Consider the following 24,292-nt stretch of genomic DNA (forward strand, 5'->3'; position numbering starts at 1 on the left):
GCCGCGCCGGCCGACGGCCGCCACGCGCGGACGTGACGTCCGCTATGCCGAGCGCAACTCCACGAGACTGATCTGCGGCTCCGCGCCGACCCGGACCGGCGGCCCCCAGAAGCCGGCGCCGTTTGTCACGTAGACCTTTGTGCCGTCGACCTCGCCGAGGCCGCTGACCACCGGCTGCGCCAGCCGGACGACCAGGTTGAACGGCACCACCTGCCCACCGTGGGTGTGCCCGGACAGTTGCAGGTCGACGTCGTACTGGGCGGCCTCGACGGCTGCCAGCGGCTGGTGGGCGAGCAGCACCACGGGACGGCTCGGATCACGGTCGCCGAGGGCGGCGGCGAAGTCGGGCCCGGCGGCGAGGCCGGTGCTCCCGGTGGCGTCCAGGTCGTTCACGCCGGCCAGGTCGAGTACGCCGCCCCGGGCCCGGATCTCCTGCCGCTGGTTCTGGAGCACCCGCAGGCCGAGCCGGTCGACCTCCTGGACCCACTCCTCCACACCGGAGTAGTACTCGTGGTTGCCCGTGACGAAGAAGCTGCCGTAGCGGGAGCGCAGGTCGCGCAGCGGCGCGGCGGCCGGGCCGAGTTCGGCGACCGAGCCGTCGACCAGGTCCCCGACCACCGCGACCAGGTCGGCGTCGAGCCGGTTGATCGCGGCGACGATCCGCTCGGTGTGTGCCCGGCCGCGCAGTGGGCCGAGGTGGATGTCGGAGACGGTCGCGATGCGCAGGCCGTCCATGCTGCGGGGGAGCTTGGCGAGGGGGATCTGCACCCGGTCGAGGCGTGGCGGGCCGAGGGCGGTGCGTACGCCGTACCCGGTGATGCCGGTGGCGGTGAGGCCGGCGAAGATGGCCGCCCCACGGGCCAGCAGCAGCCGGCGGGCCGGGTCGTGGTCGGGGGCCCTGACGGCGTCGGTGGCCGGCGACTCGGGGGGCCCGGCGGCGCCGACGAGCACCGGCTCGGGCGCGGCGGTGGTCGGCTCGGCGGTGGCGACGAGCACCGGTTCGGGCGCGGCGGTGGTCGGCTCGGCGGCGGTGAGCCGGCGGCGCAGCACCAGCCGGGTGACGAGCATCGGCACTTCGAGGACGGCAAGCACGACGAGCAGGTAGAACATCACGGCGAGCCACAGGTAGCCCGGCCAGGCAAGCCAGTAGAGACCGGCCTGCGTCCCGGCGAGGGTGGCCGGCACGAGCAGCGCCAGTACCAGGGCGGCAATCCCGCCGACCCGCCGCCAGCGGCCCGGGGTCGTGGTGTCCCGAACGAGCCGTTTCCACAGGTAGAGGTGGATGAGGCTGGTGGTCAGCGCCAGGACGCCCACGAACCCCAGAACCGCCAACATGTGCGCCTCCTCAGCCGCCCGCGAACGGGGGCAGAACATCGATCGTGGCCCCGGCCGGCAGGGGTGCATCACGATCATGACAGGTGACGCCATTCACCAGGAAACTCGCCACTCGCAGCACGGCGGAGAGGCGGTCACCGTGTCGCCGTACCAACTCGGCGGTGAGGTCGTCGAGCGACCGGCCGGCGGGTAGGACCTCCTCGGCGTGCCCGGCAGCGGCGCGGGCACCCGCGAAGTAGCGGACGGTCAGCGGTGTGGGGGCCACGCCTCAACCCCCGATCGCGGACATCGGCCGGGTCGGCTGGAGGAAGGTCGGGTCGTCGATGCCGTGCCCGGCGCGTTTGCCCCACATCGCGGTGTGCCAGCGTCGGGCCAACTCGTCGTCGTCCGCGCCGGTGCGCAGCGCCGCGCGCAGGTCGGACTCCTCGGTGGCGAAGAGGCAGGCGCGGACCTGGCCGTCCGCGGTGAGCCGGGTGCGGTCGCAGTCTCCGCAGAACGGCCGGGTGACGCTGGCGATCACGCCAACCCGGGCGGGGCCTCCGTCGACAAGCCAGGTCTCCGCCGGCGCCGCCCCGCGCTCGGCCGGGTCGGGGCTGAGATCGAAGACGGTACGCAGGGAGGCCAGGATCTCCTCGGCGGTGACCATGGTGTCGCGGTCCCAGCCGTGCTGGGCGTCCAACGGCATCTGCTCGATGATCCGCAACTGGTAGTCGTGATCGACGGCGAAGCGGAGCAGGGCGGGCGCCTCGTCCTCGTTGACACCGCGCATCAGCACAGAATTGATCTTCACGGGGTTGAGCCCGGCGGCGGCCGCCCCGGCGAGCCCGGCCAGCACCGCGTCGAGGCGGGGACGGCGGGTGAGTTGGGTGAACCGGTCCGCGTCCAGAGTGTCAAGTGAGACGTTCACCCGGTCCAGGCCGGCCGTGCGCAGCGCCGGGGCCAGCCGGTCGAGCCCGATGCCGTTCGTGGTCAGCGAGACCCGCGGTCGGGGCCGCAACGCGGCCACCGCGGTCACGATGCCGACCAGGCCGGGCCGGATCAGCGGCTCGCCGCCGGTGAACCGCACCTCGGTCACGCCGAGCCGCTCGACGGCCACCCGGACCAGCCGGACGATCTCCGCGTCGGTCAGCAGCTCGGGGCCCGCCAACCAGGGCAGCCCTTCCGCCGGCATGCAGTAGGTGCAGCGCAGGTTGCACTTGTCGGTGAGGGACACGCGCAGGTCCCGGGCGACGCGGTCGTACCTGTCGACGAGGACGCCATCGGTCCTCGGGGCGGCGCTCACCTGTCGACCGTAGCGCGGGCCGGGACGGCGCGGGCAGCCTGGAGGACCGCGTCTCGGTAGCCGCCGCCGAAGAGCGCGGTGTGCACGAGCAGCAGATGCAGTTGGTGCAGGGGCACCCGGTCGCGCCAGCCGTCCGGCAGCGGCCACCTCTCCCGGTAGGCGGCCAGCATCCGGTCCAGGTGCGGGATGCCGCCGAAGAGGGCGAGCTGGGCCAGGTCTGTCTCCCGGTGCCCGCCGTGCGCCGCCGGGTCGATCAGCCAGGCCCGGTCCGCGGCGCCCCAGAGCACGTTGCCCGGCCACAGGTCGCCGTGGATGCGGGCCGGTGGCTCGTCGCCGCCGAGCCCGTCGAGCCGACCGATCACCTGCTCGACGACCATGGCGTCGGCGCTGGTCAGCGCGCCACCGTCGACCGAGCGTCGCAGGTAGGGGACGAGGCGTCGCTCGGCGAACCACGTCGACCAGGGCCCGTCGGCGGGGGTGTTGTCCTGGGGGAGCGACCCGATGAACCCCGGCCAGGTCGCACCGAAGGTGGGTGCGCCCGCCCGGTGCAGGTCGGCCAACTCCCGGCCGAAGCGTTCTGCGGCCTCCGGCGTCGGCTCGCCGGGCTCCACCCAGTCGAGCGCCAGCAGGTCCGGCAACGCCACGATCACCTCGGGTACGGCGATCGCCCTGGCCTCCCGCAGCCAGCGCAGCCCGGCCGCCTCGGCGGCGAAGAAGCCCTCCGGCGCCGGTCGGCCGGCGTCCTCGGGCCAGGATTTGGCGAAGACGGAGTGGCCGTCGTCGAGGGTGAGCCGGGCGGCGGCGCAGATGTGCCCACCGGCGACCGGCGTCTCCCGGATCCGCTGGTGGGTCCGGAAGGTCGGCAGGTGTGCCGGGTGCGCGCGCAGGTACGCCAGGTCCATCAGCGCACGGTAACCGCTCCCTGTGACGCCACGGTGCCGCCCGATGACATCGGGCCTCTTTCGGCACTCGTAGAAATCGATTGAGCAGCGAAAACACGGTAAGTAACTGTGGATAAACCGCGTGTCGTCCACAGGGCCTGTTGGGCCGGGCGAACCCGCCGCAGGCTTCCGACATGGCCTCGACCGAACGCCCCCAGCTCGCCGTCCGCTCGCCCGCCGACCTGATCGCCGCTGTGCCGTACCTGCTCGGCTTCCATCCCGCCGACAGCGTGGTCGCGGTGGCGTTGCTCGGGCGGCAGATCATCTTCGCCGCTCGGGCGGACCTGCCCGACCCGTCGGCTGATCCCGTGGAGCGGGCCCGGCACCTGGCCGGGGTGATCCGCCGGCAGGGCGCGGAGGCCGCCACCGTGGTCGGCTACGGTCCACCCGATCGGGTGACGCCGGCCGTGGACGCGGTACGCGCCGCACTGGTCGCCGCCGGGCTGGAGGTGCTCGACGCGCTGCGGGTGACCGAGGGCCGGTGGTGGTCCTACCTCTGCGCCGAGCCCGACTGCTGCCCACCCGAGGGCCGGCGCTACGACCCGTCCGTCAACCCGGTGACCGCCTCGGCGGTCTTCGCCGGCCAGGTCGCGCTCCCCGACCGCGCGGCCCTCGTGGCTCAGGTGGCGCCCGTGGACGGGCCGTCCCGGGACGCGGCGCGAGCGGCCACCGCCCGCGCCGAGTTGCGCCTGGCCGACCTGCTTGAGCAGGCGCCCTCGAGCGACCTGCTCGGCAACCGGACGATGTGCTCCGCCGGGGTCGTGGCGGTCCGCGAGGCCCAGCGTCGGCAGCGCCGCGGGGAGCGGCTCGACGACGACGAGGTGGCCTGGTTGAGCGTGCTGATGCTCCACCTGCCGATCCGCGATCACGCCTGGGAACGCACCGACGGCCGGGATCGGGACATCGCCCTCTGGACCGACGTGCTGCGCCGGGCCGAGCCGAAGTTTGCCGCCGCGCCGGGCGCGCTGCTGGCGTTCGCGGCCTGGCGTGCGGGGCAGGGGGCGTTGGCGGCGGTCGCGCTGGAGTGCACGCTGAGCCTGCACCCTGACTACGCGCTCGCCATGCTGCTGGACGACATGCTCCGGCGCGGTGTGCCCCCGTCCGAGCTGGACGGGTGGCCGTCGGCCGGGATGCCAGGGGTCATCCGTCCGCGCAAGCGGAGGCGACGTGGCCGCCGCTGACGAGCGATCGACTCGGTTTCCTGGAAGTCGGGGTGTCCCCGCTACCGGGACACCCCGATATCAGCAAACCCGAGTCGATCACCCGGGGCGGGTCCCGCCCGTGCGACTCCGTCGAACGATGTACGCGTTTCTCCTGATCGCGGCCGACTCGGCGGGGCGTACGCCGGCCGACAATGATCGAGTGACCCCCGAACTGCTGCTCTCGTTGGCCGGGCTGGCGTTGGTGGACAGCACCAGCATCGGCACCCTCTTCATCCCGGTCTGGCTGCTGCTCGCCCCGGGGCCGGTCAACGCGCGGCGGATCCTGGGCTACCTCGCCACCATCGCGGCGTTCTATCTCGCGGTGGGGCTGCTGCTGGTGTGGGGCGGCAGCAGGTTGGGTGACGCGCTGGGCGGTGCTCTGGACAACCGGGCTGTCCTCTGGGCGCAACTGGTGCTGGGTGTCGCGATGCTGGCGCTCAGCTTCCGCTACGACGGCAAACGGCGGCCCCGCACCGGTGGTGTGCTGCGGTGGCGGGACCGGGCCACCGCCGGGGACTCCTCGGCCCGCTGGCTGGTCGGGCTGGCGTTGCTGGCCGCGCTCGCCGAGGTGGCGACAATGCTGCCGTACCTCGGCGCGGTTGGTCTGTTGGCGACCTCGGGGGTGGGCGCGGTGGCCGTGGTGGCGCTGCTTGCCGGATATTGCCTGGTCATGGTGCTGCCGGCGGTGGTGTTGCTGGGTGCGAGGGTGGCCCGCCCGGCGTTTGTCGAGCCGGTGTTGGCCCGCCTCAACGCCTGGATCGTCGCGAAGGCGGGCGGTGCGTTGGGCTGGATCCTCGGCATCGCCGGCTTCCTGATCGCCCGCGACGCCGCCGCGCGGCTGGCCCTGTTCGATCTGATCGGTCGCTGAGCGTCAGGCCGACTGTTCCAGTGTGATCCGGTGCGGCCCGGTGTAGACGTTCATGGTCCGGCCGCGTAGGAAACCGACGAGTGTCATCCCCGCCTCGTCCGCCAGCTCGGCGGCGAGCGTGCTCGGTGCGGACACCGCGGCCAGCAGCGGTAGCCCTGCCATCCACGCCTTCTGGGTCAGCTCGAAGCTGGCCCGGCCGGAGACCAGCAGCAGGTGCCCGGCCAGTGGCAGCCGACGTTCGCGCACCGCCCAGCCGATCACCTTGTCCACCGCGTTGTGCCGGCCCACGTCCTCCCGCAGCACCACCAGCTCTCCGCCGGGGGTGAAGAGGCCCGCCGCGTGCAGCCCACCGGTCCGGTCGAAGCCACGCTGGGCGGCGCGTAGTCGGTCGGGCAGTTCGGCGAGGAGCGCGGCGGGCACGCTGAGCGGATCGTCGGCGACCGGGAACAGGGACCGGGTGCGGATCGCGTCGATGCTGGCCTTGCCGCAGACGCCGCAGGAACTTGTCGTGTAGAAGTTGCGGGACGGGTCGGTCGTCGGCTCCGGCACGCCGGGGGCGAGCGTCACGTCCACCACGTTGTACGTGTTGGGTGTCTCCGCGCCAGCGCAGAGCTGCGCGGTCAACACGTCGTCGGTCGACCGGATCAGCCCTTCGGTCAGCAGGAACCCGATGGCCAGATCGAGGTCGTCACCGGGGGTACGCATGGTCACGGCCAGGGGCTTTCGTCGGCCCGGTCCGGCCGCGCCGACCCGGATCTCCAGCGGTTCCTCCACCGCGAGCGTGTCCGGTCGACGGATGGACCCGCGCCCGACGGTCGCCGCGTCCAGGTCGATCCGAAGTACGCCCCGCCGATCAGTAGCCCGTCCCATCCCGCCATCCTCCACCCACCCCATACCCGGCGCGTTGATCATGACGTTGTCCGCGCGTGTCGTCGGCGTGTCGAGCGATAACCTCATGATCACCGGGGCGCGGGGTCGGGTTGGCCCGTTTGGGCGGCGGCACGGTTACGGTGGCTGGGTGGGGACGTACGCCGCTGTGGTGCTTGCGGGTGGGGCCGCTCGACGGATGGGCGGGGTCGACAAGCCCGGGCTTTCCGTTGGCGGGCGGCCGATGCGTGACCGGGTGCTGGCCGCTGTCGGCGACGCGACGCCGCGGGTGCTTGTCGGTGCGGCCGACTCCGTGCCGGCGGGTGTGCTTGTCGTCCGGGAGGATCCGCCGGGTGGGGGGCCGGTCGCCGCCGCCGCTGCCGGCCTGGCGTTGCTGGAGACCGACATCGTCCTGGTCGCGTTGCTCGCCGCTGACCTGCCGCTGCTCACCCGGGCGGCGATCGGCGACCTGCTGACCCACCTCACCGACGAAAACGCCGACGGGGCGTGCTTCGTCGACGGGGACGGGCGGCGACAGTCGCTCTGCGGTGTCTGGCGGGTCGCGGCGCTGCGGGCCGGGCTGGACCGCCTGACCGGCGAGCGGGGCGGCAGCCTGTCCGGAGCCCCGGTCCGGGCGCTGCTGGCCGGGCTCGTCGTGCGGGAGGTGCCCTGGTCCGGCGACGGCCCGCCGCCCTGGTTCGACTGCGACACTGACGAGGACGTACGCCGGGCGGAGGAGTGGGCGCGATGACGGTGATGGACGACTGGGTGACGGCGGCGTGCGCCGAGCTGGATCTGGACCCGGCCGGGGTGCCCGTGGAGGCGGTGCTCGATGTGGCCCGCGACGTCGCCCACCAGGTGCTGCGGCCGGGCGCGCCGGTCACCGCGTACCTGCTGGGGCTGGCGGTCGGCCGGGGTGCCGACCCGGCGGACGCCGCGGCCCGGCTCAGCGCCCTGGCCGGCGCCTGGCCCGTCGAGCTGGGCGCGGACCCGGCGAACCCGACGGCCCCCTGACTGCCCTTGTCCGATCCCGGTCCGGGCTGACGGGGCCCGAGGGCGGCGTGGGTAGGGTGATCGGGACGGACGGAGGCGATCATGACGGCTGACCACCCCTCGGCGCCGCTCGGTGACCTGCCCGGCGCTACGACTGAGCCGGCGGAATCGATCCTGCTCGACGAACCCAGCACGACCGACCTGCGGGCGAAGGTGACCGAGGCCTGGCAGGAGTTCGCCCGCGCGCTCGCCGTGCGGCTGCGGGAGCTTCCCGTCGGCGCGCACCTGGAGGTGACCCTGGACCCGACCGCCTCCGGCACCGGGGACGCCGTCTACTCGGTGAGCGTGGAGGTGCGCGACGGCGGCGGGCTGTCCGCGCGGGCGGTCGGAAACGCCACCCTGCCGGCGGGTTACCGGCTGGACCGCAGCGCGGTGGCGGACATGGTCGCGCTCGGCTGGTCGCCGCCCGGGGTGGTCGCCGGCTCCGGTGGCTTCTTCGGGCTGGACGGGGAGACGAGCGAGTCGACCCGGGTCGCCGCGTTGCTCTCCCGGACGCTGCGGGACGTCTACGGCGCCCCGCATCCGGCGTTCCTCGTCTACCTGGTGCAGGACGCCGAGGGTGAGCCGCTGGCCGTGGACCCGTTGGGCACGGCGCGCAGCGAGTTCGGCCCGGACGCCGACGTCGAGGGCGACCTGGAGGAGGCGCTGGCCGAGGCGGCCTCCGCGCAGGCCGAGCGGGACGACGTGCTCGACCTGGCTGATCGGGTCCGGACCGTGGTCTCCACGATGCTGAAGTCGGACACCGACCGGTTGCAGGTCGACTCGGACGGCGACATCACCATCCGGGCCGGCTCGGCGATGGTCTTCGTGCGGGTACGGGACAATCCGCCGCTTGTGGACGTGTTCTCCCCGGTGCTCACCGAGGTGGAGCCCACCGAGCGGCTCTACGTCAAGCTTTCCGAGTTGACCAACCGGATGCCGATCGGCCGCCTCTACTGCGCCGACGACACGGTCTGGGCGTCCATCCCGGTCTTCGGCCGCAACTTCCAGGCCACCCACCTGATGCTGGCGGTGCAGGTGATGACCGGTCTCGCCGACGAGTTGGACGACCGGCTGCACGGTGAGTTCGGCGGCAAGCGGTTCTTCGGTGAGGGCGACAAGCCGGTTCGGCGCGACGACTCGGAGCACCGCACCGGCATGTATCTCTAGGCGACGTCCAGCAGAGTCTTGCCGACCGTCGCGCGCGCCTCGATGGCGGCGTGCGCGTCGGCGGCGCGTTCCAGCGGGAATCGCTGGCCGATGAGCGGGCGCAGGCGGCCGGCCGCGCCGCCGGCCAGGGCCTGCCGGGTGTACGCCAGTAGTTGTGCGGGTGACGTGTCCGGCCGTACCAGGGTGACCTGCCGTGCCGTGGCGGCCTCCGCCGACACCGGGGACCACTCCCCGCTCGCCAGGCCGAAGCTGACCATGCGACCGCCCGGGTCCAGCAGGTCGAAGGCCGCTCGGGCCACCGCGCCGCCGACCCCGTCGAACACCACGTCGACGCCGCCCAGTGGGGCCCGAACGCGGTCGGCCCAGTCTGGCTGGAGGTAGTCGACGGCCAGGTCGGCACCCAGGCCGGGTAGCAGGTCCACCTTGCGCGGCCCACCGGCGACGCCGATCACCCGTGCACCGGCCTGGGCCGCGAGCCGTACCAACAGGCTGCCCACGCCGCCCGCGGCCGCTTCCACCAGCACCCGGTCACCGGGGTGGATGCCGACCGCCTCGACAAGCATGGTGGCGGTACGCCCGTCGGCCAGCAGTGCCACCGCCTCGTCCAGGGCCAGCTCGGCGGGCACCTCGATCGGCGCGGAGGCGTCGACCGCCGCGCGTTCGGCGTATCCGCCGGAGCCGCCGGTCGCGCTGACCACCCGCCGCCCGAGCAGTGCCGGGTCGACGTCCGGGCCGAGGGCGGCGATCACCCCGCCCACGCCGTTGCCGGGGATCAGGGGCGGGGTGACCCGGAACGGCCCGGGGCGGCCGGCGCGCTGCTGCGTCTCGACGAAGGTGATGTTCGCGTGCGCGACGTCGATCAGCACCTGACCGGGGCCGGGTGTCGGGTCGGTCGCGGTGCCGGGCACCAGCACCTCGGGCCCGCCGAACTCACGTAACCAGACCGCACGCATCACGTCTCCCTCGGCTGCGGTGGGCGGCGTGCCCACGCTCCCGACCACTTCATCTCCTCAACCAGGGTTGAGGTCAAGCGGTGCGGGAGGACGGGCCGACGCCGGGGGACTCGACCAGGCGGGACAGCACGATAGTGCTGCGGGTGGAGGTCACGAAGGACTCCGCCCGCAACCGTTCCAGCGCTGCCTCCAGGTGGGCGATGTCGGCGGCGCGCAGGTGCACGAGCGCGTCCGCCTCCCCGGAGACGGTGTACGCCCCGACCACCTCCGGGTGCCGCCGGGCGGCCACGCCGATCTGGGCGGGGGTGGTCCGGCCGGCGCAGAACAGCTCGACGAACGCCTCGGTGGTCCACCCGACGGCGGCGGGATCAACCACGGCCGTGAATCCCCTGATCACGCCCGTGGCGCGCAGCCGGTCGACGCGACGCTTGACGGCCGGGGCGGAGAGTGACACCCGGGTGCCTATGTCGGCGTACGACGCGCGGGCGTCGGCGACGAGTAACGCAATGATCCGCTGGTCTACCGCGTCTATCTGCAACGTTCCGCCTCTGGGAAGCAACGGTTGTGGCTGTTACCAAAGTTCAACGGTACCTACTGTTAGTGACCGTGAACCAGCACCGAGTCTCGCGAAAGCGGACATATCTCATGTGCTCGCCCGAGCACTTCGCGGTCGAGTACGCGATCAACCCGTGGATGGACGTGACCACCCCGGTGGACCGGGACCTGGCCGTCAAACAGTGGGACCGGCTGCGCGAGACGCTTGTCGGCCTCGGCCACGAGGTGCACGTGCTCACGCCCGAGCAGGGCCTGCCGGACCTGGTCTACGCCGCCAACGGCGCCTTCGTCGTGGACGGCAGCGTGTACGGCGCCCGGTTCAAGCACGAGCAGCGGGCCGCCGAGGCCGCGGTCCACCACGCCTTCTACGAGTCGCAGGGCTGGCGGTTCGTGGCGCCGAGCGAGACCAACGAGGGCGAGGGTGACTTCGCGTACGTGCCGGAGGCGCACGGCGGCCTCATCCTCGCCGGGCACGGCTTCCGCACCGAGCTTCCGGCGCACGCCGAGGCGCAGGAGGCGCTGGGCCGCCCGGTGGTGTCGCTGCGGCTGGTCGACCCCCGCTTCTACCACCTGGACGTGGCGCTGGCGGCCCTCGACGACTCGAACGTCATCTACTTCCCGGGCGCGTTCTCCGCGGCGAGCCAGCGGGTGCTCACCCACCTCTTCCCGGACGCGGTGATCGCCGACGACGCCGACGCGTTGGCCTTCGGGCTGAACCTGGTCAGCGACGGCGCGAACGTGGTGCTCAACAGCGAGGCCACCCGGCTGGCCGGCAAGCTCAAGGCCGCCGGTTTCACCCCGGTCCCCGTCGAGCTGGCCGAGCTGAAGAAGGGCGGCGGCAGTGTGAAGTGCTGCATCGCCGAGCTGCGGCACTGATCCGCTCGTGCGTCGGGGCCGGCCTCCCAGTGGGAGACCGGCCCCGAATCGTGCCGCCGGCGGGCGTCAGCCAAGCGTGGCCAGCTCGTTGATCAGCACGTTCGACATGACCTGGCCGTCACGCTGCACCTCGCGCAGATACCACTTCTGCTGGGGCGTGCGTGGCTGGTTGAACTGCCAGATGCCGCGCGGGCTGTCGATCTGGCCGATCTTGCCGAGCGCCAGGTTGACCTGCTGTGGACTGGGCGAGCCGCCGGTCAGCTGGATCGCCTGGTCGAGCACCTGCGCCGCGTCGTACGACGCCATGGCGTACGTGGTGGGCGTGACCTGGTACTTCTTGCGGTAGGCCGAGGCGAAGACCCGGTTCGACGTGTTGTTCAGGTCGGCCGAGTAGTTGAGCGCGGTCTGGATGCCCAGCGCGTTCTCCTTGAGGTTCTCCAGCACGTTGCCCTCGGTGAGGAAGCCGGGCGCGTAGACCGGCCCGCTGAACTTCTCCCGCAACTGCTTGATGAACTCCACAGCGGCCGCGCCGGCGAAGAAGCAGAAGACCGCGGTGGGCTCCTTGGCCAACGCCCTGCTGATGTCGGAGGCGAAGGTGGTCTTGCCGGGGTTGGGGTTGGCGCTGGTGTAGGTGACCGGGTCGCTGATCCGCGGGTCGGTCGCGCCGAACTCCTGCCGGAAGCCACGCACCACGTCCGGGCTGCCGACGTTCTCCGGCATGATGATCGCGACGCGACCGTTGGACGGCAGTTGGTCGCGCAGGTAGCGGCCCAGCGCCCGCCCGGCCTCGTCCAGCACGTACGACGTCCGCCAGATGTAGAAGACGCTCTGCAGGCTGCTCGGCGAGGCGTTGGAGCCGATCAGCGGGACCTTTGCCTGCTCGACGGTGTCCCGGATGCCGACCATCACCGCCGAGTTGACCACCCCGGTGAGCGCCAGCACGCCCTGCTTGAGCAGCCCGTCGACGGCGGCCTTGCCGGTCTTCGCGGTGTCGCCCTCGTCGGCGGTCAGCAGCTCCACCGGGTGGCCGCCCAGCCGCTTGTCGTGCAGGTCGAGGAAGAGCTGGAAGCCGTTGGTGATGTCGTCACCGATGCTCTTGAAACCGCCGGCCTTCGGCGTGATCAGCCCGATCTTGACCGGGCCGCGGTTGACGGTCGGCTGCGCGTCGGTGTCGGAGGCGCACCCCGCGACGAATCCGGTGGTACCGAGCGCGGCCAACAGTTGGAGCGCGCGCCTGCGATTCATCTCTGACACCGAGTTCCTTCCAGGGAGCGTTGCAGGGCTGAACACCGCCCCTCCGGCGTTCTACCTGGTCCGCGACGCTGCGTCAATGGCTAGTGATCAACGTGCAGGGACCGCAACGAGGCAAGGACCTGAGGCCACGCCGTGGACTCCGGATCGATCAGCCCGAAATGCTCGCATTCGGGCAGTTCAAGAAGGGAGATATCGGATCCTGCGGCGGTTGCTTCCGCGACGAACGCCCGGCTCATCTCCACCGGAACCTGCTGATCCTCCGAGCCGTGCAAAACTACCGTCCGTGTCCGCATGGGTACCAACAATCGTGGATCCGCCACCGCGTACCGGTCCGGCACCTCGGCCGGGCCGCCACCGAGCAACGCGGCGACCGCACCCGAGTCCAGGTCCCGCCGGTACGCCTCACCCAGGTCGGCCACCGGGGCCAGGGCCAGCACCCCACCCACCGTCGCCGCGGCGGTGGCCGCCACGTAGAGCGCCAGATGGCCGCCGGCGGAGTGCCCGACCAGGATCGGCGCGGCCCCGGTCACCCGGCCGGGCAGGGCCTCGGCGGCCAGCGCGGGCAGCTCGGCCACCCCGCTCAGCACGTCGGTGAACGTGCCCGGCCAACCACCTCCCGGCTGCCCGGTCCGCCGGTATTCCAGCTGGGCCACCGGGTAGCCACCGGCGGCGAGCGCGGCAGCCAGCGGGTCGGTGTGCCGCCGGTCGTACTCGACCCGCCAGAAACCGCCGTGCAGAACGACGACGAGCGGGCGCGCCGGGCCAGCTCCCGACGGGCGCCGCAGGTCGGCCACCTGGTCCGCGTGGTGGCCGTACGCCACGGTGAGGTCGGGCTCCGCTGCGGGCCGGGTCAACACGGCACGCGGGTCGGCAGGCATGGGGCGACGGTAGCGCGCCCGCGCGGGTGTTTCGGGCCCGGTAGCCGGTCCCGGGTGCCACGGGTCCCGCCCGCTGGGTAAAGATGGACCCCATGACCGAAGCGCGCTCAGCTGGACACGACGACGAGCCGGGCACCGACGACTCCGGCCACCCCGGCACTGTTGTGGTGGTCGGTCCGGACGGCCGGCCGATCGGGACGATGCAGACCGACGAGGGCCAGGGTGAGGACCCGACCCGCCTGGTCGAACAGCCGGCCAAGGTGATGCGGATCGGCAGCATGATCAAGCAGTTGCTGGAGGAGGTGAAAGCCGCACCTCTCGACGACGCGAGCCGCAACCGGATGCGGGAGATCCACGAGCGGTCGATCGTCGAGCTCAAGGAGGGCCTCGCCCCCGAGCTGCGCGACGAGTTGGAGCGCATCTCGCTGCCCTTCACCGAGGACAAGGCCCCCAGCGAGGGCGAGTTGCGGATCGCGCACGCCCAGCTCGTCGGTTGGCTGGAGGGCCTGTTCCACGGCATCCAGGCGGCCCTGGTGGCCCAGCAGATGGCCGCCCGGGTCCAACTGGAGCAGATGCGCGGCGGCCGGCAGGCGCTGCCCAGCGGCCCCGGCGGAATCGTCCCCGGGGTGTCGGGCATCGGCCAGCCGGGCGGCGGGGAGGGCCACAACACCGGCCAGTACCTGTAACCGGCTCAGTCCACCCCGAAAACCTTCTCCAGGTACGCCGCCACGCCGTCCTCGGTGTTCGCCGCTGTCACCTCGTCGGCGACCGCGAGGACGGCGCGGTGCGCGTTGGCCACCGCAACGCCCCGGCCGGCCCAACTCAACATCGGCACGTCGTTCGGCATGTCACCGAAGGCCACCACGTCCGCGGCGCGTACCCCGAGCCGGTCGCAGTACCAGGCCAGCCCGGCCGCCTTGGTCACCCCGGCCGCGGAGATCTCCACCAGACCGGAGGACGACGAGTGCGTGGCCTCCGCCAGCCCCGCCACCGCAGCGGCGATCAACTCGACGAACGTGTCCGGGTCCTGCTCGCCGGCTCGAGCGAGCAGCTTCACCGCCGGCACCGAGAGCAACTCCTCGGGCGTCTCGATTGGTCGGATGCCCACGGGGTCGACGTCCCACCGCAGCGGGTAGTGCGCCTCGTGCCGCATCTCCCGGCTGTCCAGGATCTCCACCGCGAAGCTGATGTCGGGCACCTCGGCCCGTAGCCTCCGGGCCACCTCGGCCAGGTGGTGCGGCGCGAGCGGGTCGGCTCGCAGTACCTCGTCGGAGAACGGGTCGTAGACCACCGCGCCGTTGGCGCAGACGGCCGGCAACGGCTCGGCCAGTTGGTCGTACACCATCTTGAGCCAGCGGACCGGACGGCCGGTGACCAGGACGACCGGCGTGCCGCGCGCGGAGATCCGCGCGAGCACGTCGGCGGTGCGTGCGCTGACTGTGTGGTCGTCGCGGATCAGCGTGCCGTCGATGTCGGTGGCGATCAGGCGAGGCGTCTCTCCCATCACCGGGACAGTAGCCGGTCCAGATACACCGCCACACCGTCGTCGTCGTTGCGCAGGGTCACCTCGTCGGCGGCGGCACGCAGGTCGGGGTGCGCGTTGGCCACCGCCACCCGGGACCAGCCGGCCCACTCGAACATCGGCAGGTCGTTGGGCATGTCACCGAAGACGAGAACATCGGCCGGGTCCACCCCGAGGCTCTGTGCCACCACCGTCAGCCCGGTCGCCTTGTCCACGCCCGGCGGGCAGATCTCGATGAAGCCGAGCCCGGCCTGGGTGAGCGTGGCGACCTGCGGCGAGATGATCCGGCGGGCCACCGCGAGCAGTTCGTCCACGTGGTGGTCCGCGGTCCGGGCGAACGCCTTGATCACGTCGCAGGAGAGGCACTCCGCGCGGCTGCGTGCCTCGAACCGGTCCTGGTAGGGCCAGCTCTCGTGGTAGTCACCCCAGAGCGGGGCGTCGTGCTCGTCGGACGCCTCGACCATCACGGTCAGTGGGCCGACCTCGGCCTCCAGGTCGGCGAGCAGCCGGGCCAGCACCTCGGCGGGCAGCCGCTCGTCGCGGAGCACCACCGGGCCGGCCGGGTCGCTCTGGTCGACCACCCGGCCACCACCGGCCAGCACCAGGAAGTCGGCGGCCCGGATGTCGTTGCGGGTCAACTCGGTCAGCCGAGGGCCGCGACCGGTCGCGCCGACCACCGGAATTCCGGCGGCCCGCACCCGGTCGAGCACCCCATGGGTGTACGCGGAGACGGTGTCATCGCTGCGGACCAGCGTCCCGTCGAGGTCGGTGGCGATCAGCTTGGGCAGTCCCGGGCGGGTCATCGTTCCTCCTTCGCCCACCGCCGTCGCGCCTGCTGTCCCCTTCTGGTGAGGAGACCCTGGCGTCACGGCGGGCAGCAACCGTACCTCGCGGAACGGGTCGCATCCATGGCTTCCAGACGAATCGGACGCGAACAAACCCCCCTCGCGCGATCTTGCACTTTCCGTCGCCGTTATGCGTGGGATGCACCTGATGTCGGGACAGAAAGTGCAAGATCGGCGCAGCGAGCGGGTGCGCGGGTCAGGGCTGGGTGTCGGGGCGGGCGAAGGGGGCGGCGGGGGTGACCGTCAGGTCGGCTGGGGCGGGTGGGCCGTCGTCGAGTGGGTCGGGGTTGCGGAGGCGGCGGCGCCAGGGTCGTGATGGTGGCGCGTCGGCGGACGGGTCATCGTCCGGTGGCCCGGCGAACGCGCCCGGGGGTGCGGTAGGCGCCAGCCGCAGGGCAGCCGCGAACAGCACACAGGCGGCGAACGCCATCACCACGCCTCGGCCGTACTCGGCCCGGAAGCCGTCCTGCGGCGAGTAGAAGAAGTTGCGCTGACCGGGGTCGTCGAGGGTGGCCATGGCGGCGACCAGCAGCGCCAGCAGGGCGCCGGCGAGGGTGAGACCGGCGAGCCGGGCGTTCGGTCGGACGGCCGCCGTGCCCCGCAGGGCCAGCGCCACGGTGCAGACGAGACCGAGGAGCCCGACCAGGTAGCCGACCCCGAAGCCACCGACCTCGGACACCCCGGCCGGCACCTCGATCGTGCTCTCACCCTCGGGCCCGCCGTTCGGCAGGCTCATCACCAGCCACTCGCCGACGAGCGAGGCGACACCGGCCACCGCCCCGAGTCCGGCGAGCAGCAGAGGCAGCCGGGGGTCACCGGCGAGACCGGCCAGGGACCAGCCGAAACGGCGGCGTGGGGCCGGGTCGACAGCACCCCACTCGATCACGGCCGGCCCTTCGGACCGGTCGCCCTGCCGCGGGATCGGAAGCTCGTCGGACATCGGCCATCCCTCCGCCGGTCACGGACCTGGTCGCATCATGGCACAGCCAGCCCGTGGTGACAGGGATCGCACGGCAGGCGTCCGTGCCGGTCGGTCGCTCGACGGTCACCTTTCCGCTAGCGTTCTCCTCATGCCTATCCGTACCGCTTCAGCACAATGGCAGGGCAATCTCACCGAGGGTGCCGGCACGGTCCGCACCGGTAAGGGCGGCCTGTCGGGCAACTACTCCTTCAAGTCGCGCTTCGAGGAGGGCGAGGGCACCAACCCCGAGGAGCTGATCGCCGCCGCGCACGCGGGCTGCTTCTCGATGGCGTTCTCGAAGGCGCTTGCCGACGCCGGCTCGACGGCCACCTCGGTCGAGACCACCGCCAAGGTCCACCTGGACAAGACCGACGCCGGCATGACCGTGACCCGGATCGACCTGGAGACCGTCGGCCAGGTCCCGGGGATCGACGACGCGGAGTTCCAGAAGCTCGCCGAGGCAGCCAAGGCCAACTGCCCGATCTCCCGCCTGCTCTCGCCGGGTGCCGAGATCACCCTCAGCGCGCGCCTGGCGTCCTGAGCGGTCGACCCACAACAGCCGATCGCTCCACAACTGCCGGTCGACCCACAACCGCTCGTTCACGGACAGAGCAGCCGCCCACCCCTGGGCGGTCGCTCTCTCCGTGAGCCTGCGGGGCGGGCCAGCGGCACGTCACGAGGGGCCCGCCGGGTCCGGCATCGGGCAGAATGGGTGACGTGCCGGTGGAGATGACCCGTGAGCGCTTCGAGGAACTGGTTGCCGACGCCCTCGACGAGGTGCCCGAGGAGCTGCTCGGCCTGATGAGCAACGTGGTCATCCTCGTCGAGGACGACCCGCCGCAGGGCGAGGCCGACCTGCTCGGCCTCTACGAAGGTCACGCCCTCACCAGCCGCGGCTGGGACTACGCCGGCGTGTTGCCGGACCGGATCTTCATCTACCGGCGCCCGATCCTGCGGATCTGTGACAACGACGACGATGTCGTCGACGAGGTCGCGGTGACAGTCGTGCACGAGATCGCCCACCACTTCGGCATCGACGACGAACGGCTGCACGCGTTGGGCTGGGGCTGAGCCCACCGGCAGCCGCGCGGTCGCCGCTCGGCCGATGGCCCGTGGTTGCTCCGGTCGCCTACCTTCGGTGCAGCGACCGCAACCCTGTCAGGAGGCACCCTTTCATGCGCAGTGAGCTGTTCTCCGCCGAAAATCTGGAGAAGGAGTCCGCGCAGCCCGGCATGCGGCTGCAGAACTCCAAGATGTTGAAGATCGAACTCAACGGTGAGGCGATGGCCCGGGTCGGGTCGATGGTCGCCTACCAGGGAAATGTGCAGTTTCAGGCGTTGGGCTCGGGCGGGCTCGGCAAGTTTCTCAAGCAGAAGCTCACCGGCGAGGGTGTCCCCCTGATGAAGGTCTCCGGTCACGGTGACGTCTTCCTCGCCGAACTCGCCAAGGACGTGCACATCATCGACCTGGAGCCGGGCGACGCCCTCTCCATCAACGGGTCCAGCGTGCTCGCCTTCGACTCGACCCTCCAGTACGACATCAGGATGGTCGGCGGCGCCGGGATGGCCTCGTCGTCCGGCCTGTTCAACTGTGTGTTCAGCGGCTACGGACGGATCGCCATCACCACCAAGGGCACTCCCGTCGTGCTCAACGTGGACGCCCCGACCTACGTCGACCCGCAGGCCGCGGTCTGCTGGTCGGCCAACCTGCAGACCGGCTACCACCGGGCCGAGCAGTTGGGCCTCGGCACGCTGCTGGGCCGACGCACCGGCGAGTCGTTCACGATGAGCTTCGCCGGCCAGGGCTTCGTGGTGGTGCAGCCGTCCGAGGAGCCGCCGGTCCTGGGCAGCGGCCAACAGCAGCAGGAGGGCGGCCTGCTCGGCGGTCTGCTGAGCTGACCACCTCGGTGTGGGCGCTCCCCGTGTGGAGGGGCGCCCGCACCGGTCAGGTCAGCTCACCCGTGCGCAGTCGGACCAGCCAGGCCGCCGCGTCGACGTAGTCGGCGTCGGAGAGGCCCGCCGGCGCGGGCACCGGCCGATCGGCCGCCGCCTCGGCCCACCGGTGCCGGGGGTACGAGCCCAGGAAGCGAACCTCCGCGCAGACCCGGCGCAGCCCCTGCAACGCCTCGCCCAGTCGTACGTCGGCCACGTGCCCGGTGCAGTCCAGGAAGAAGACGTACCGGCCCAGCGCCTCCCCGGTGGGGCGGGACTCGATCCGGGTCAGGTTGACGCCCCGGACGGCCAGCTCCATCAGCACCGACAGCAGCGCGCCGACCCGGTCGTGCGCGATGTAGACCGCGAGCGAGGTGAGGTCGTCGCCGGTCGGCGGCGGGGGTGGCCCGGGACGGGACACCAGCACGAACCGGGTCACCGCGTCGGGGTGATCAGCGATCTTGTCGGCGAGTGTCGTGAGCCGGTGCCGGGCTGCCCCGATCGGCGCGCAGATCGCCGCGTCGTACGCGCCGGCACCCGCGCCCGCGGCGGCCGCGCCGTTGGAGAGCACATCGACCACCACCGCGTCCGGCAGATTGTCGCGCAGCCAGCCCCGGCACTGGGTGGAGGCCTGCGGATGGGCCGCCACGGTGCGGATCGAGGTCAGTGAAGTGCCGGGCCGAGCACCGAGCACGAAATCAACAGGCAGGATCACCTCTCGGGTGATCACCAACGGCTCGCCCTCGGCCATCTCGTCAAGGGTGACGCCCACCGCGCCGCCGATCGAGTTTTCCAGCGGCACCAGCGCCGCGTCGGCGTCTCCGGTCCGGACGTTGTCCAGCGCCTCCCCGACGCTGCGGGCAGGCGTGCGGGTCCCCCGCTCGGCGGCGGGGAGGGAGCGCAGGGCCTGCTCGGCGAAGGTGCCCTCCGGCCCGAGGTAGACGAAGTGTGTCGGCGGTGTTCCCGGCATGGCGATCAGCCTACGCACTCGGCCGGAGGGTCGGAACGGCGTCGCAGGCGAGGGCCCGGATCCCGGCCGGGCCGGTGGCGCGTACCTCGATGGTGCAGACGTCGGTGCCGGCGGTGACCAGGGTCGGTGCGTCGGCCCGGCCCCGGGTGACCACCTGGAGCTCCTCGTGGCCGGTCACCGTCAGGACTGTGTACTGCCACTCGGCGGCGCAGAGCGGCCCGGTGCGGACCTGGACCCGGACGTTTGCCGGCAGCACTCCGGCCCGGCCCCGCAGCAGTTGCACCACCCGTTGACCGGTCGGGCCGTTCCGGCAGGCCGTCGCGACCAGCCCGGCGTCCGGAGTGGGCGTAACCGTGCCGAGTGGTGGTGCGCTGGCCGGCGGGCCGGTGGGTGGTGTGCTCGGGCCGGATGCCGTCGGGGCTGCGGTGCGGGTCGGTGCGGCGGTGGGCTCCGACAACTGGGGCGGGGCGCCACAGCCGGTGAGTACCGCGACGGCGAGCACCGCGAGAGCTACCGGTCGGATCCGGATCGCGGGCCGCGCCGGGGCGTGATCGGATGCCCGGCCGGGAGCCGCCGGTGGGATGTGGGACGTCGCCCGTCGTGGGGGAGACGAGGGGCGGGGTGGGGTGAACGGCACGGGCCGATCCTCGGGACATCGGAGATTCGTCGCGGCCGGGGTTGGCCGAGCCCATCGTAGGGTCAGCGGCCGACCGGGTGAAGGTCAGCCGGTGACGCGGTGCCCGGCGCGCTGTAGCGCGGCCGTGCCCTCGGTCAGCCGGACGGCCGGCACCAGCAGATAGTCGGTGTCGAAGGTGGAGAAGGTGAGCACGCTGACCCGTGCCTCGGCGAGCGGGTCGACGAGCGCGGCCAGGCTGCCGGTGCTTGCCAACTCTACCGGCGCGGTGACCCGTAGACAGCGCCAGACGGTCTCCACCACGGCCTGCGCCGGCACCCGGTCTGCCGGGCAGATCACCGACATCCCGTCGGAGGTCCAGCTCACCGTCACCACGTCGGTGCCGCTCAGCCCGCTCGACAACGCGTACGGCAGGGCGGTGCCGGCGGCCAGCCGACACACAGCGTATTCCCCTGGCAGCACGGCGATATTGAGCATGAGGGCACCTTACGGCTTCCTCGCGCAAGGCTGAGCCAGCAACGCCGTGCGCGGCTTCGCCGCTGGTCAGACCTCGGAGAAGAAGGTGAGCGAGCCGGCCACGGCACCGTCGGTGAGCACCGGGGTGGAGATCGCGTCGACTGTCGCGTCGGAGCTGTCCGCGGAGGCGCCCTGCACCCGGAGTAACCCGCGGGCGAGGCGGCCGGAGGTGAGCGCCAGCAGGGGCGGGATCTTGTCGATCTCGGCCTCGGTCAGCTCGCCCCGGTTGGCCGTGAAGTCGAGAAGGCGCAGCCCGCCGTTGAGCAGCGGTCGCCCGATCAGGCCGTCCGGCTCGCCCAGGCAGAGCAGCTCGCAGCCAGCGGTGGAGATCGCCAACACCAGGGTGTCGGCGTCGATCAGCAGGCACGGCTCGTCGGCCCGGGAGACCGTCGAGGACCACTGGCCGACGTTGCCGGACTCCGGCTCTGTCAAGGCCCGCGCCGCCGGCACGAACGCTTCTGAGAGCGAAAGTTCGACGTGGGCCACCGCGCCTCCTATGTGCACCGATCGACTGTCCACGCTAGCGGGTCGCCGACGGAATCACCGAGCGCACCGGGTCACCGAACCGCGCAGCGTGAACCGGGGCGGTCGGTGACGGCGCGGAAACCGGTGAGGTCGAAGGGGGGCCGGAGCCGCGTGGCGTCGCCGGTGACGTTACCGGCGACGAGCCGGCTTGTCAGCGGCCGTTCGGCCCTCGTCATACCACCGGTAGTCGGCTGGTGGACGGTACGTGCCGTTCAGCCAGGTGCCGGGATGCTGTGCGACCCGGGAAAGCTTTTCGGCGGTGGCCGGGCTGATTCGGCTGCCACCGGCCACGAGGAGCCGGTCCAGCTCTCGGTGGGTGGCCATCAGACAGTCCTTCGGAAGGCCGTAGACGCTGATCACGCCGGAGCCGACGAAGGTCAGCACCGGCGTCACCGGGACGGGCAGCCCCACCGCGTCAGAGAGTGCCTTGCTGGCCCGCTTGGCGTCCCGGCGGGACTCGGCCACGTACGGCGGACGCTTGCCGTTGATCTGCACGACGTCCCCGGCGACGAGCACCCTCGCCCGGCCGTGGTCGGCGATGGTCACGGCGAAGAGACCGCTCGGCCCGATGGCGAGGAACCCGGCGCGCTCGTCCTGACCGCAGTCGAGGACGTCTGTGACGTCCGTGCGCGGCCACTCGATGACGTGCCAGGCGGGCCCGAGGTGGTCGAGTTGACCCAGTGCCCGCGCCCCGGCCGCCTCCAGGCGGCGCGCACCCCGCTCGGCACGACGGCGGCGAGCCCATTCGAGCGGTGTCGGACGGACCGGTTCGAGAACCCCCGGCGACTCGACGCGGGGGTGTGGCACCGCCACGGGCGGCAGTGCCCGAGCGGACGGTACGGCTCGTCGTGCGGGAAAGACAGTCATCGCGACCTCCGGCAAAAGGTCCCTCGAAGTTATGTCCTCACTACCCTACGTTGCCACTACCGGTGTTCGGCAAGCCGGAACGCCGGAGTGACTACGGATGAATGCCATATTCATCCACAGTTCTTTTCTCGGATGCCGCCAAACCCTGCCCTACGCTGCGGGAGTGACCCACTACGTCGACAGTGAAGTCGGCCGGCTCGGCACCGTTCTGCTGCACCGGCCCGGCCCCGAACTGGCCCGGCTCACCCCTCGCAACAACGACTCGCTCCTGTTCGACGCGATCCCCTGGGTCGGACGAGCCCAGGAGGAACACGACGCGTTCGCCGCCGCCCTGCGCGACCGTGGAGTCGAGGTGCTGTACCTGGCCACCCTGCTGACCGAGACGCTTGCCGTGGCGGACGCCCGTGCCGAGCTCACCGAAGAGGTGCTGCGCTCCCGGCGGCTCGGCGACACCCTGCGGGCCCGCGTCGCCGACCACCTCTCCTACCTCGACCCGGCCGCCCTGGCCGACGTGCTCACCGCCGGGCTGGCCCACGAGGAGCTGCGGATCAGCTCGGAGCGGCCGGGCGGACTCGTCTACACGCTGATGGACCGACACGACTTCGTCATCGACCCGTTGCCCAACCTGCTGTTCACCCGCGACTCGTCGCTGTGGATCGGCGACCGGGTCGGTGTCACAAGCCTGGCCATGCCGGCCCGCCGCCGCGAGACCACCCTGACCGACGCCATCTACCGCCATCACCCACGCTTCGCTGGCACCGAATTCGTCTACCGCCCCAACCTGGAGCACCTGGAGGGCGGGGACGTGCTGCTGCTCGCCCCCGGGGTGCTGGCGGTCGGGGTGGGCGAACGGACCACGCCGGCCGGCGCGGAACGACTCGGCCGGCAGGTCTTCGCCGCCGGCCTGGCGCACACCATCCTGGTGGTGCCGATCGCCCAGAAGCGCGCCACCATGCACCTCGACACGGTCTGCACGATGGTCGACGTGGACGCCGTGCTGATGTATCCCAACATCGCGAGCACGCTGTCCGCGTACACGGTGATCGCCGGCGCGGACGGTGCGGACCCGCGGGTGGACGGGCCCGCGCCGTTCCTGCGGGCCGCCGCCGACGCGATGGACCTCGACCTGCTGCGGGTCATCGACACCGGGCTGGACCCGGTGACCGCGGAACGCGAACAGTGGGACGACGGCAACAACACCCTCGCCCTGGCGCCCCGGCTGTGCGTCGGCTACGAGCGCAACACCGAGACCAACGCCCAACTGGAGCGCGCCGGCATCGAGGTGATCCCGATCGCCGGCTCCGAGTTGGGCTCCGGTCGTGGCGGGCCGCGCTGCATGTCCTGCCCGATCACCCGCGACCCGTTGTGAGAGTGGGCGCCTTCTCCTCAAGAAGGCGCCCACGCACAGGTCAGCGGAGGGTGAGCTGCCGGCCGACCAGCCCCTGGCGGGAGCGCCGGCCGGCGGCGTCGAGCGGGTCGGTGGCGGCCAGCGCCTCGGCGTACCGCTTGGCGAACTGCGCCACCGGCTCCTCCCAGTCGGCGGCCGGAGTCGCCTCCGGCAGGTCCCAGACCGGCGCCAGCCGACCGTGCGCGCGGAACATGCCGGCGAACTTGGTCTGCTCGCCGAGCGTCAGCGAGCCGGCCGCGCCGAGGCGGGCCAGCGCGTCCAGGGCGGCGTCCTCGTCGTCCGGCAGCACCCACCGCACGTGGGCCTTCTCCGGGACCCGACACCAGTACGCGGCCTTCGCCGCGGTCAGCCGCACGGTCGGGTAGATGGCCGCGTTCGCCCGCTCCAGCGACGCCTGGACGGTCGGATCGTCGGCGGCCCCGGGGTCGAGCCAGAACTCGAACCCCTCGTGCATGGTGATCTCCAGCGGGCCGTCCACGAGAACGTCCTGCAAGCGGGGTCCGGGGCCGGGCAGCGGCGGCACGGTCACCTCGCCACCGGGCTCGGTGCGCAGCGCGCTGAGCAGCGCCTCGGCCAGATCCCGCGAGACGTCGCCGGACTGCTGGTGGCGTTGGAGACCGATGAGCACCCGACCGTCCGGCTTGGTGATCGCCGGGGCGGCCATCGGCAGCACCGTGGCGAGCGTCGCCGGCCGGTCTCCGAACTCCTCAACCAGGGCGGGCGCCAGCCGAAGCGGCGCGGAGGCGGCGGGCACCAACTCGCGCAGCGCGATCCACTCGGCCTCGTCGACCAGCCCGTCGAACGGACGCGGCACGAAGACGTCGCGAACCTTGTCGCGGCGGGGGGCGGAGTCGGTGGCGGTGCGCTGGCTCTTTCGACGCTTACTCACGGCGTCAAAGC

At 72.2% G+C, this 24,292-nt stretch carries 29 protein-coding genes; 11 read left to right on the top strand and 18 right to left on the bottom strand.

Annotated elements, in window-relative coordinates; all coding sequences use genetic code 11:
• Positions 1 to 42 precede the first annotated feature (42 nt).
• The 4 genes from ACLQ29_RS26025 to ACLQ29_RS26040 are packed head-to-tail and all read right to left on the bottom strand — an operon-like array spanning position 43 to position 3,519.
• On the bottom strand, positions 43 to 1,335 hold the full coding sequence (locus ACLQ29_RS26025; RefSeq protein WP_425774074.1) for a metallophosphoesterase: 1,293 nt from the start codon (positions 1,333 to 1,335) through the stop codon (positions 43 to 45).
• Between the two features lie 10 nt (positions 1,336 to 1,345).
• On the bottom strand, positions 1,346 to 1,600 hold the full coding sequence (locus tag ACLQ29_RS26030; protein WP_425774075.1) for a MoaD/ThiS family protein: 255 nt from the start codon (positions 1,598 to 1,600) through the stop codon (positions 1,346 to 1,348).
• A 3-nt stretch (positions 1,601 to 1,603) separates the two neighbouring features.
• A complete protein-coding gene (moaA, locus tag ACLQ29_RS26035) occupies positions 1,604 to 2,617 on the bottom strand; it encodes a GTP 3',8-cyclase MoaA (protein WP_425774076.1) in 1,014 nt (337 codons plus the stop codon).
• A complete protein-coding gene (locus ACLQ29_RS26040; RefSeq protein WP_425774077.1) occupies positions 2,614 to 3,519 on the bottom strand; it encodes a fructosamine kinase family protein in 906 nt (301 codons plus the stop codon). Before ACLQ29_RS26040 ends, moaA begins: the two co-directional genes overlap by 4 nt.
• Positions 3,520 to 3,692: 173 nt before the next feature.
• On the opposite strand from ACLQ29_RS26040, the gene ACLQ29_RS26045 reads away from it, so the two are divergent.
• Together ACLQ29_RS26045 and ACLQ29_RS26050 are read left to right on the top strand one after the other, a co-directional pair.
• Complete coding sequence (locus tag ACLQ29_RS26045) at positions 3,693 to 4,739, top strand: DUF4192 domain-containing protein (RefSeq protein ID WP_425774078.1); 1,047 nt, start codon at positions 3,693 to 3,695, stop codon at positions 4,737 to 4,739.
• Between the two features lie 118 nt (positions 4,740 to 4,857).
• A complete protein-coding gene (locus tag ACLQ29_RS26050) occupies positions 4,858 to 5,628 on the top strand; it encodes a GAP family protein (protein WP_425774079.1) in 771 nt (256 codons plus the stop codon).
• Between the two features lie 3 nt (positions 5,629 to 5,631).
• Here the strand turns inward: ACLQ29_RS26050 and fdhD are convergent, their stop codons facing one another.
• The gene (gene fdhD, locus ACLQ29_RS26055; RefSeq protein WP_425774080.1) at positions 5,632 to 6,498 is read right to left on the bottom strand and encodes a formate dehydrogenase accessory sulfurtransferase FdhD; all 867 of its coding nucleotides are present in this window, start codon (positions 6,496 to 6,498) and stop codon (positions 5,632 to 5,634) included.
• Positions 6,499 to 6,583: 85 nt separating this feature from the next.
• Here fdhD and mobA point away from each other — a divergent pair, with 85 nt between their 5' ends.
• The 3 genes from mobA (at position 6,584) to ACLQ29_RS26070 (ending at position 8,697) form a co-directional block, all read left to right on the top strand.
• Positions 6,584 to 7,246, top strand: a complete 663-nt coding sequence (gene mobA, locus ACLQ29_RS26060; protein ID WP_425774081.1) for a molybdenum cofactor guanylyltransferase — start codon at positions 6,584 to 6,586, stop codon at positions 7,244 to 7,246.
• Complete coding sequence (locus ACLQ29_RS26065; RefSeq protein WP_425774082.1) at positions 7,243 to 7,509, top strand: DUF6457 domain-containing protein; 267 nt, start codon at positions 7,243 to 7,245, stop codon at positions 7,507 to 7,509. The genes mobA and ACLQ29_RS26065 overlap by 4 nt, the downstream gene beginning before the upstream one ends.
• 81 nt (positions 7,510 to 7,590) lie before the next feature.
• Entirely contained in the window at positions 7,591 to 8,697 is a 1,107-nt protein-coding gene (locus ACLQ29_RS26070; protein WP_425774083.1) for a T3SS (YopN, CesT) and YbjN peptide-binding chaperone 1, read from the top strand.
• Here the strand turns inward: ACLQ29_RS26070 and ACLQ29_RS26075 are convergent.
• Positions 8,694 to 9,698, bottom strand: a complete 1,005-nt coding sequence (locus ACLQ29_RS26075) for a zinc-binding dehydrogenase (RefSeq protein ID WP_425774084.1) — start codon at positions 9,696 to 9,698, stop codon at positions 8,694 to 8,696. The two genes, ACLQ29_RS26070 and ACLQ29_RS26075, sit on opposite strands and share 4 nt — an antisense overlap.
• Before the next feature lie 25 nt (positions 9,699 to 9,723).
• Positions 9,724 to 10,188 carry an Lrp/AsnC family transcriptional regulator gene (locus ACLQ29_RS26080; protein WP_393364909.1) on the bottom strand — a complete coding sequence of 155 codons (465 nt, stop codon included), beginning with the start codon at positions 10,186 to 10,188 and terminating at the stop codon, positions 9,724 to 9,726.
• Positions 10,189 to 10,256: 68 nt separating this feature from the next.
• Here ACLQ29_RS26080 and ddaH point away from each other — a divergent pair, with 68 nt between their 5' ends.
• Complete coding sequence (gene ddaH / locus ACLQ29_RS26085) at positions 10,257 to 11,081, top strand: dimethylargininase (protein WP_425774085.1); 825 nt, start codon at positions 10,257 to 10,259, stop codon at positions 11,079 to 11,081.
• A gap of 66 nt (positions 11,082 to 11,147) precedes the next feature.
• On the opposite strand, the gene ACLQ29_RS26090 is transcribed toward ddaH, so the two are convergent.
• Together ACLQ29_RS26090 and ACLQ29_RS26095 are read right to left on the bottom strand one after the other, a co-directional pair.
• Positions 11,148 to 12,335: an ABC transporter substrate-binding protein gene (locus ACLQ29_RS26090; protein ID WP_425774086.1), complete on the bottom strand. Its 1,188-nt coding sequence runs from the start codon at positions 12,333 to 12,335 to the stop codon at positions 11,148 to 11,150.
• An 80-nt stretch (positions 12,336 to 12,415) separates the two neighbouring features.
• Positions 12,416 to 13,213 carry an alpha/beta hydrolase family protein gene (locus tag ACLQ29_RS26095; RefSeq protein WP_425774087.1) on the bottom strand — a complete coding sequence of 266 codons (798 nt, stop codon included), beginning with the start codon at positions 13,211 to 13,213 and terminating at the stop codon, positions 12,416 to 12,418.
• Positions 13,214 to 13,296: 83 nt separating this feature from the next.
• Between ACLQ29_RS26095 and ACLQ29_RS26100 the strand changes: the two genes are divergently transcribed.
• On the top strand, positions 13,297 to 13,899 hold the full coding sequence (locus ACLQ29_RS26100; protein WP_425774088.1) for a bacterial proteasome activator family protein: 603 nt from the start codon (positions 13,297 to 13,299) through the stop codon (positions 13,897 to 13,899).
• Between the two features lie 5 nt (positions 13,900 to 13,904).
• Here ACLQ29_RS26100 and ACLQ29_RS26105 read toward each other — a convergent pair whose 3' ends face one another.
• The 3 genes from ACLQ29_RS26105 to ACLQ29_RS26115 form a co-directional block, all read right to left on the bottom strand.
• Complete coding sequence (locus tag ACLQ29_RS26105; protein WP_425774089.1) at positions 13,905 to 14,717, bottom strand: HAD family hydrolase; 813 nt, start codon at positions 14,715 to 14,717, stop codon at positions 13,905 to 13,907.
• Positions 14,717 to 15,538, bottom strand: coding sequence for an HAD family hydrolase (locus ACLQ29_RS26110; protein ID WP_425774090.1), 822 nt, complete (start codon positions 15,536 to 15,538; stop codon positions 14,717 to 14,719). The genes ACLQ29_RS26105 and ACLQ29_RS26110 overlap by 1 nt, the downstream gene beginning before the upstream one ends.
• Positions 15,539 to 15,776: 238 nt before the next feature.
• Positions 15,777 to 16,520, bottom strand: coding sequence for a hypothetical protein (locus ACLQ29_RS26115; RefSeq protein WP_425774091.1), 744 nt, complete (start codon positions 16,518 to 16,520; stop codon positions 15,777 to 15,779).
• Between the two features lie 130 nt (positions 16,521 to 16,650).
• On the opposite strand from ACLQ29_RS26115, the gene ACLQ29_RS26120 reads away from it, so the two are divergent.
• The 3 genes from ACLQ29_RS26120 to ACLQ29_RS26130 all read left to right on the top strand — a co-directional run bounded on the left by ACLQ29_RS26120 (position 16,651) and on the right by ACLQ29_RS26130 (position 18,439).
• Positions 16,651 to 17,082: an OsmC family protein gene (locus tag ACLQ29_RS26120; RefSeq protein WP_110564777.1), complete on the top strand. Its 432-nt coding sequence runs from the start codon at positions 16,651 to 16,653 to the stop codon at positions 17,080 to 17,082.
• 182 nt (positions 17,083 to 17,264) lie between these two features.
• Positions 17,265 to 17,612, top strand: coding sequence for a metallopeptidase family protein (locus ACLQ29_RS26125; RefSeq protein WP_425774179.1), 348 nt, complete (start codon positions 17,265 to 17,267; stop codon positions 17,610 to 17,612).
• A gap of 104 nt (positions 17,613 to 17,716) precedes the next feature.
• Positions 17,717 to 18,439, top strand: a complete 723-nt coding sequence (locus ACLQ29_RS26130) for an AIM24 family protein (RefSeq protein WP_357065944.1) — start codon at positions 17,717 to 17,719, stop codon at positions 18,437 to 18,439.
• Between the two features lie 46 nt (positions 18,440 to 18,485).
• Here the strand turns inward: ACLQ29_RS26130 and pheA are convergent, their stop codons facing one another.
• From pheA to ACLQ29_RS26155, 5 genes are all read right to left on the bottom strand, one after another.
• On the bottom strand, positions 18,486 to 19,442 hold the full coding sequence (pheA, locus tag ACLQ29_RS26135; RefSeq protein ID WP_425774092.1) for a prephenate dehydratase: 957 nt from the start codon (positions 19,440 to 19,442) through the stop codon (positions 18,486 to 18,488).
• A 10-nt stretch (positions 19,443 to 19,452) separates the two neighbouring features.
• Positions 19,453 to 19,944 carry a hypothetical protein gene (locus tag ACLQ29_RS26140; RefSeq protein WP_425774093.1) on the bottom strand — a complete coding sequence of 164 codons (492 nt, stop codon included), beginning with the start codon at positions 19,942 to 19,944 and terminating at the stop codon, positions 19,453 to 19,455.
• A gap of 219 nt (positions 19,945 to 20,163) precedes the next feature.
• A complete protein-coding gene (locus ACLQ29_RS26145; protein WP_425774094.1) occupies positions 20,164 to 20,553 on the bottom strand; it encodes an ACT domain-containing protein in 390 nt (129 codons plus the stop codon).
• Positions 20,554 to 20,619: 66 nt separating this feature from the next.
• The gene (locus tag ACLQ29_RS26150; RefSeq protein ID WP_393364878.1) at positions 20,620 to 21,078 is read right to left on the bottom strand and encodes a hypothetical protein; all 459 of its coding nucleotides are present in this window, start codon (positions 21,076 to 21,078) and stop codon (positions 20,620 to 20,622) included.
• A 168-nt stretch (positions 21,079 to 21,246) separates the two neighbouring features.
• Positions 21,247 to 21,984: a hypothetical protein gene (locus tag ACLQ29_RS26155; protein WP_425774095.1), complete on the bottom strand. Its 738-nt coding sequence runs from the start codon at positions 21,982 to 21,984 to the stop codon at positions 21,247 to 21,249.
• A 163-nt stretch (positions 21,985 to 22,147) separates the two neighbouring features.
• On the opposite strand from ACLQ29_RS26155, the gene ACLQ29_RS26160 reads away from it, so the two are divergent.
• A complete protein-coding gene (locus tag ACLQ29_RS26160; protein ID WP_425774096.1) occupies positions 22,148 to 23,353 on the top strand; it encodes an arginine deiminase in 1,206 nt (401 codons plus the stop codon).
• 40 nt (positions 23,354 to 23,393) lie between these two features.
• On the opposite strand, the gene ACLQ29_RS26165 is transcribed toward ACLQ29_RS26160, so the two are convergent.
• Positions 23,394 to 24,281, bottom strand: a complete 888-nt coding sequence (locus ACLQ29_RS26165; RefSeq protein WP_425774097.1) for a DUF5926 family protein — start codon at positions 24,279 to 24,281, stop codon at positions 23,394 to 23,396.
• Positions 24,282 to 24,292: the final 11 nt, after the last annotated feature.

The sequence above is a fragment of the Micromonospora sp. DT228 genome, assembly GCF_049841595.1.
GTDB lineage: Bacteria > Actinomycetota > Actinomycetes > Mycobacteriales > Micromonosporaceae > Micromonospora.

What these genes read in the sequence shown, in the direction of transcription:
- ACLQ29_RS26025 (WP_425774074.1), bottom strand. Translation starts at nt 1,335, where the DNA reads ATGTTGGCGGTTCTGGGGTTCGTGGGCGTCCTGGCGCTGACCACCAGC.
- ACLQ29_RS26040 (WP_425774077.1), bottom strand. Translation starts at nt 3,519, where the DNA reads ATGGACCTGGCGTACCTGCGCGCGCACCCGGCACACCTGCCGACCTTC.
- ACLQ29_RS26045 (WP_425774078.1), top strand. Translation starts at nt 3,693, where the DNA reads ATGGCCTCGACCGAACGCCCCCAGCTCGCCGTCCGCTCGCCCGCCGAC.
- ACLQ29_RS26050 (WP_425774079.1), top strand. Translation starts at nt 4,858, where the DNA reads ATGTACGCGTTTCTCCTGATCGCGGCCGACTCGGCGGGGCGTACGCCG.
- fdhD (WP_425774080.1), bottom strand. Translation starts at nt 6,498, where the DNA reads ATGGGACGGGCTACTGATCGGCGGGGCGTACTTCGGATCGACCTGGAC.
- mobA (WP_425774081.1), top strand. Translation starts at nt 6,584, where the DNA reads ATGATCACCGGGGCGCGGGGTCGGGTTGGCCCGTTTGGGCGGCGGCAC.
- ACLQ29_RS26065 (WP_425774082.1), top strand. Translation starts at nt 7,243, where the DNA reads ATGACGGTGATGGACGACTGGGTGACGGCGGCGTGCGCCGAGCTGGAT.
- ACLQ29_RS26070 (WP_425774083.1), top strand. Translation starts at nt 7,591, where the DNA reads ATGACGGCTGACCACCCCTCGGCGCCGCTCGGTGACCTGCCCGGCGCT.
- ACLQ29_RS26095 (WP_425774087.1), bottom strand. Translation starts at nt 13,213, where the DNA reads ATGCCTGCCGACCCGCGTGCCGTGTTGACCCGGCCCGCAGCGGAGCCC.
- ACLQ29_RS26100 (WP_425774088.1), top strand. Translation starts at nt 13,297, where the DNA reads ATGGACCCCATGACCGAAGCGCGCTCAGCTGGACACGACGACGAGCCG.
- ACLQ29_RS26105 (WP_425774089.1), bottom strand. Translation starts at nt 14,717, where the DNA reads ATGGGAGAGACGCCTCGCCTGATCGCCACCGACATCGACGGCACGCTG.
- ACLQ29_RS26110 (WP_425774090.1), bottom strand. Translation starts at nt 15,538, where the DNA reads ATGACCCGCCCGGGACTGCCCAAGCTGATCGCCACCGACCTCGACGGG.
- ACLQ29_RS26115 (WP_425774091.1), bottom strand. Translation starts at nt 16,520, where the DNA reads ATGTCCGACGAGCTTCCGATCCCGCGGCAGGGCGACCGGTCCGAAGGG.
- ACLQ29_RS26120 (WP_110564777.1), top strand. Translation starts at nt 16,651, where the DNA reads ATGCCTATCCGTACCGCTTCAGCACAATGGCAGGGCAATCTCACCGAG.
- ACLQ29_RS26130 (WP_357065944.1), top strand. Translation starts at nt 17,717, where the DNA reads ATGCGCAGTGAGCTGTTCTCCGCCGAAAATCTGGAGAAGGAGTCCGCG.
- pheA (WP_425774092.1), bottom strand. Translation starts at nt 19,442, where the DNA reads ATGCCGGGAACACCGCCGACACACTTCGTCTACCTCGGGCCGGAGGGC.
- ACLQ29_RS26145 (WP_425774094.1), bottom strand. Translation starts at nt 20,553, where the DNA reads ATGCTCAATATCGCCGTGCTGCCAGGGGAATACGCTGTGTGTCGGCTG.
- ACLQ29_RS26155 (WP_425774095.1), bottom strand. Translation starts at nt 21,984, where the DNA reads ATGACTGTCTTTCCCGCACGACGAGCCGTACCGTCCGCTCGGGCACTG.